Source organism: Sphingomonas bacterium (assembly GCF_903643065.1).
In the GTDB taxonomy this organism is placed as follows: domain Bacteria; phylum Pseudomonadota; class Alphaproteobacteria; order Sphingomonadales; family Sphingomonadaceae; genus Sphingomonas.
Map to the genome: position 1 here is coordinate 1 of NZ_CAHJWX010000187.1, position 5118 is coordinate 5118.

At 68.1% G+C, this 5118-nt stretch carries 5 protein-coding genes, 1 tRNA gene and 1 pseudogene; 3 read left to right on the forward strand and 4 right to left on the reverse strand.

Features of this window, described 5'->3' with window-relative positions:
• Nucleotides 1-366 precede the first annotated feature (366 nt).
• Entirely contained in the window at nucleotides 367-1383 is a 1017-nt protein-coding gene (locus HUU95_RS07875) for a cupin-like domain-containing protein (protein ID WP_174279615.1), read from the forward strand.
• Nucleotides 1384-1482: 99 nt separating this feature from the next.
• Here HUU95_RS07875 and HUU95_RS14530 read toward each other — a convergent pair whose 3' ends face one another.
• Nucleotides 1483-1773 carry an aldo/keto reductase gene (locus tag HUU95_RS14530; RefSeq protein WP_254602681.1) on the reverse strand — a complete coding sequence of 97 codons (291 nt, stop codon included), beginning with the start codon at nucleotides 1771-1773 and terminating at the stop codon, nucleotides 1483-1485.
• A complete protein-coding gene (locus HUU95_RS14535; RefSeq protein ID WP_254602683.1) occupies nucleotides 1773-1949 on the reverse strand; it encodes a hypothetical protein in 177 nt (58 codons plus the stop codon). The genes HUU95_RS14530 and HUU95_RS14535 overlap by 1 nt, the downstream gene beginning before the upstream one ends.
• A 48-nt stretch (nucleotides 1950-1997) precedes the next feature.
• Here HUU95_RS14535 and HUU95_RS14325 point away from each other — a divergent pair.
• Nucleotides 1998-2120, forward strand: a pseudogene (locus tag HUU95_RS14325) (IS630 family transposase); the annotation flags it as partial.
• A gap of 125 nt (nucleotides 2121-2245) precedes the next feature.
• Here the strand turns inward: HUU95_RS14325 and HUU95_RS07885 are convergent.
• Nucleotides 2246-3289, reverse strand: coding sequence for a hypothetical protein (locus tag HUU95_RS07885; RefSeq protein ID WP_174279616.1), 1044 nt, complete (start codon nucleotides 3287-3289; stop codon nucleotides 2246-2248).
• Between the two features lie 611 nt (nucleotides 3290-3900).
• Here HUU95_RS07885 and HUU95_RS07890 point away from each other — a divergent pair.
• Nucleotides 3901-4332: an ArdC family protein gene (locus tag HUU95_RS07890; RefSeq protein ID WP_302480104.1), complete on the forward strand. Its 432-nt coding sequence runs from the start codon at nucleotides 3901-3903 to the stop codon at nucleotides 4330-4332.
• 451 nt (nucleotides 4333-4783) lie between these two features.
• Here the strand turns inward: HUU95_RS07890 and HUU95_RS07895 are convergent.
• Nucleotides 4784-4873, reverse strand: a tRNA-Ser gene (locus HUU95_RS07895).
• Nucleotides 4874-5118 lie beyond the last annotated feature (245 nt).

Genomic DNA, 5118 nt, shown 5'->3' on the forward strand with positions numbered 1-5118 from the left:
GGTCGCGGTCGCCGGGCCGGTGACGGTGCGCGCCCGCTCAGCCGACGGGCGCCGCCCCGGCCGGTCGGTCGAGGTGATGGCGAGGTGACCGCGCCGCGGCCGGCGTGTCCGCAACGCCAACCCGCGCCGCCGAGAGACCGGTGCCGTGCACGCCGTTGATCGCCGCGCGGCGGACTCCTATGGGCAGGTCGACACGGAGGTGGGCGGCCTCCGGCGCGACGCGTCGCGCATCGCTGAAACTGGCGAGTGGGGGGAAGATGACAGGGCCGGTCGAAGTTAGCTTCAGTTCATCGCCGACGCCGTCGGGGACGCCGGAGAGTGGCGATGACGCCCGAGCGTGACGCTATCGCCGCGCCGGAACCGTCGATGATCGATATATCGGCGGCGAAGCGGGTCGACAGCATCGATGCGCCCGATGCGGCGGCCTTTCTGCGCGACGTCGTGCCTCGCTATGCTCCCGTCGTGCTGCGCGGGCTCGTCGCGGATTGGCCGGTCGTGGCGGCGGGCAGGCGCGGCGACCGCGCGCTCGTCGAATATCTGGCGACGCTGGACAGCGGCCGGCCCGTCAACGTCTTCTCCGCCCCACCCGAACAGGGCGGCCGGTTCTTCTACGCCGATGACATGCGAGGGCTGAACTTCGGCACGGAACAGGTCACGCTGACCCGGCTGCTGGTGGCGCTGCTCGAATTGGCGGGCGAAGCACGGTCGCCCGCCCTCTACGCGGGCGCCGCGCCGGCCGCGGAGACCCTCGTCCGGTTCGCGACGGACAATCCGATGCCGCTGCCGCTGCCGGGTGCCGAACCGCGCATCTGGATCGGCAACCGCTCCCGGATCGCGACGCATTACGACATGTCGGACAACATCGCGTGCGTCGCCGCCGGCCGCCGCCGCTTCCTGCTGTTCCCGCCCGGCCAGGTCAGCAACCTGCATGTCGGCCCGCTGGAGCGAACGCCCGCGGGCCAGCCGGTGAGCATGGTCGACCCGCTCGCGCCCGATCTGTCCCGCTATCCCCGCTTCGCCGCCGCGAGCGAGCATATGCTCGTGGCGGAGCTGATGCCCGGCGACGCGCTCTATATCCCATCGCTTTGGTGGCATCACGTGACCGCCGGCGCGGCCGTCAACGTGCTCGTCAATTACTGGTCGCGGCCAGCCGCGGCCGGATCGCCGCTGGCGGCGATGGTCCACGCGCTCCACACCGTCCGCGACCTGCCGGAGGGCGAGCGCGGGGCGTGGCGCGACTGGTTCGACCATTACGTCTTCGGCACGGATCGGCTGGACGCGGCGGCGCACCTGCCGGCCCATGCCCAGGGTGTCCTGGGGCCATCATCACCGGATCGCGACCGCATGGTCGCCGCCTTTATCCGTAACGCCTTGCCCGGCTGAGCCGGGGACCATCGGTCACGCGGCCGGGTGTGTCGCCCCGGCTCAGGGCAGCGGCTCTCCCCGTACGGCGATCAGCACGTCGTACCATTGGTGGCGAGTCTACTCGACTTTCAAGGCGTCGGCGAGTTCGGCGATCCGCGCGGCGTTCTGTGTGCCGACAATTGGGATCGCACGTGCCGGATGCGCCATGATCCAGCTGTACGCAACGGCGGCGCGGCCGACGCCGACCTCAGTGGCCCACGCGTCGAGAGCCGCGGCGAAAAGTCGGGCTGGAGGCTCGCGAGCGGCATCGACCGGACCGAGGCGAGCGCGATCGTCTGGTGCCGCGTGCATTTGGAGACGCCGACCGCACGCATCTAGCCGCCGCAGCGACGCGTCGAGCGCCGCCATCAGATAGCGGCGCCCGGAGTCGTCAGGCGCGGGCGGAGCGATACCGCCCCTTGGTCGCGAGCACCATGCCCGCGCAACGCGGGTGCCTCCGCGAATTTGCGGCCGAGCAGCGCTTCGGCATCACCGAACGCACCGCCGTCCAGCCCACAGATGTCGGCGGTGTCGAACAGCGTCACGCCGCCTCGAACGCCGCGTCGATCAGGCGCCGACCTTCCGCCATACAGCTCCACAAGGCTGGCGAGCGGACCGTGTCCGGGCTCTGATCCCTCATCGGCAAACTGGTCGACCTGTTCCAGCCGCAGGAATGCGCCAACTACTTCAGTTCCTGCGGCTATGACCCGGACTGATCGGAATCCGCTCTAATTCCCGGTTGGCTCTTAGAAAGCGCGCCGGAGTGGAGGCGGTTGAACGTGAACGGGTGTCCGCTTCCGAGGAGGCGCTGAGTGCCGTTTAGCGGCTGGTTGTGGGTCTTTCACGCCAACGCTCTTGCGATCACACCAGCCAGCGCGGCTAGGCTCGCTGGCACGAAGGCGCACGCCAGTCGCCGGCGATTATCGATCTTGAGTTCATCAACCAACAGGGCGGTGGCGATCAGGGCGGCGAGTTCGGTCCAGAGATGATAGCGAAGTTCGGCCGCGACGCTCAATACGAGATAACCGCTGCCATAGAACAGCGAAGACAGCGCGACCGGCGCGATCAACCGCGCGCCCGGTAGCCCCCAGCTGGCGACGAGCACGCCAAGTGCCAGCCCGATGAACACAATCGGCCAGCCCAGCGGCGTGTGCGCGGTGCCGATCGCGAGCGCGTCAAGCGTGCGCATCACCGGGTTGGGTGTGACGTGAAACCCCCAGGGGTTCGGTGCTGCCTTGTTGGGCACAGGCCGCTCGATCTCGTCGGACAGCGGCAGCAGCCGTGTGTTGATCGCGAAGTGATGCAACCGGTGCGCGGCATAGGCGATCGGATGCGCCAGCACCGCACGTGCCAAGAACGGATAGGGCCTGATCCGCAGCGGATCGACGTTTTCGTTCCAGGCGGTGAAGCCGAGCGGGCACTCGGGATCGACCCAGTCGGAATAGCTGTCCCACTTGTTCGGCCGATAGCAACGGTAGTTGACGCGCACGGGATCCGACACCTCCAGCTCTTCGGGAAAGACGCTGACGCCGGCGTGTTCGGTGATACCGCCCAGGTCGAAAATGACGAGCGACAGCTCCACCCGGCTGGGCTTGGCGCCGATCAGTCGATTGGCGACCGGCATCGCCGCCATCAGCGCCATTGTGGCAATCAGGCCGGTGCCGAGCAGCCGTGGCCAGCTGCTCCACCAGTGCCGCGGCAGCAGCGACATCAACAGCGGCAGGCAGGCGGTAAAGGCATTGAAGCGCAGCGTCGCCGCGAAGACCAGCATTCCCGCTGCCAGAACGCGCGACGGTACGCCCCCGTGACAGGCGAGCAGGCCGGTCGCGACGAGCAGTGCGCCCGTCATCAGGCAGTCCTTGAGGATCATGCCGGTCAGCGCCAACCCGAGCGGCCACAGCCCGCAGGCGAGCAGCGCCCAGGCTAGGCCACGACGCCGTCGCTGCCACGCCGTGCCCGCAAGTACGGTCAGACCGCCCCAGTATAGCGCCAGCTCCATCAGCAACATCGGCGCCGGGCCGGGGTGGATGCGGATCAGCTGGCGCCACACCCACTGCATCGCCGGCGGATGCCAGTCGTCGATGTCTCCACTCAGCGCTTCGCCATACTGGCGCACCGGATCCCAGCTCATCAAGCCGGGCCAATATGCCAACGCGGTCAACGTCGCGGCCGTCAATGCGGCAAACGACAACAAGAGATAGCCGCGTCTGGTATGCCGCATGCTTGGTCCTGTGTCCGCCATGCCGACGGGAAGTCTGGCACTCAACGATTGCGGTCAAGCGTCCGCTGATCTTATTGAAGCAGCCCTGGCGAAAACGGCTCGAAAGGATGACTGAACAGATGACCGCTTTCGAAAAGCTGTTGAGCATCGCTTAACGTTTGCAAGTAGGTCGAACCTGCCAGTGAACATCAAAGGGGCTCGGATGAATCAGCTCGCGTGAGAACGACGCGGAGCGTTCATGCGAACCGACCTTTATCGGGCAATCGCGGTCAATCATTACCGCGATTGAGGCTGGTGCGAGACCGGGCCAGTACCGGATGCCCTGGCATCGCAGCAGCGGCAACTCGACCCCGCTCAACGCCATGTCCGGCCGGCCGTCTCGCGGCATTAACACGCTGTTGCTCTGGGCGGCGGCAGCCGAGGCGGGCTACTCGACCGGCGAATGGGCGACCTACGTCCGCAAGGACCTGCGCGAGATGTCGGTCGCGGCGTTCGACGACTACTTCATCGACGACCTGTTCGACCTGGCCTGGAGGAGGGCGGTCGAGCACGCGCCGGCGCGCTCCCGCGGCGGCCGCGCCCGGGCAGGAAGGGCTAGCCGCCATCGACGGCGGCGCCGGCGCCGGGCAATCCGGCGCGCCGGACGCCGCGCGCCGGGCCGGTCCACCCGGTCGACGCCGAAGCGACAGAATCATCCCGGGGATTAAACCTGCGGCCGTGCTGACATCTGGCCGCTCTCCGCAACCAAGGAGATCACGATGCCACGCAAGAAGACGCCGCCTAACGCGGTAACGAAGACGGCGAGGCGGCGCACTAAATCGGCCCCGCCAAGAGCACGTTCGAAAAGAAGCGCCGTTACTCCGAGAACGGCCCACCGTTTGTCTGCGACGAGGGCGACTCGGTCCGATATCGCGTCAAAGACCTCGACAACTGGCTGGCTGAGCGCGTGTTCCGGTCCGCTCACGATCGCGCGCGCCGCCGCCGCGAGCCGCGGGGCCGCTGACCGCACGCGTCACACCCACCGACACCACGGACCCCGCGCCGCCCCCCGCGGCGCGGGCGATCTGCCGATCCCGAAGGAGAACGACGATGACCGATCGCGCCAGCAGGTGGCGCAACGACTTCTTCCGTGATCTCGGATAGTGCCGGACGGCGACTTGGCGGAGACGGAGGGATTCGAACCCTCGGTACGGTTTCCCGTACGACGCTTTAGCAAAGCGTTGGTTTCAGCCACTCACCCACGTCTCCGGGCCGACTGCGCGATCGTATAGCATGGGTGCGCGGGCGATCAACGGGGTCGGGCGATCGTTCATCGCGCGGCAAGGAGTGAGACGGTTAATCATCGCAAGGCGAGGGAGGCCGGCGCATGCTCACCAGGTGGACAAGGCTGACGGCGGCGCTGCTGCTGGGGGCCGGCGCGGCGTCGGCGCAGGTACGCACGGTGGACCCGAACCGCGCGCTCGACGGCGATCTCGCCGGCCCGCCGCCCGCCC

What these genes read in the sequence shown, in the direction of transcription:
- HUU95_RS07875 (WP_174279615.1), top strand. Translation starts at nt 367, where the DNA reads ATGATCGATATATCGGCGGCGAAGCGGGTCGACAGCATCGATGCGCCC.
- HUU95_RS14530 (WP_254602681.1), bottom strand. Translation starts at nt 1,773, where the DNA reads ATGGCGGCGCTCGACGCGTCGCTGCGGCGGCTAGATGCGTGCGGTCGG.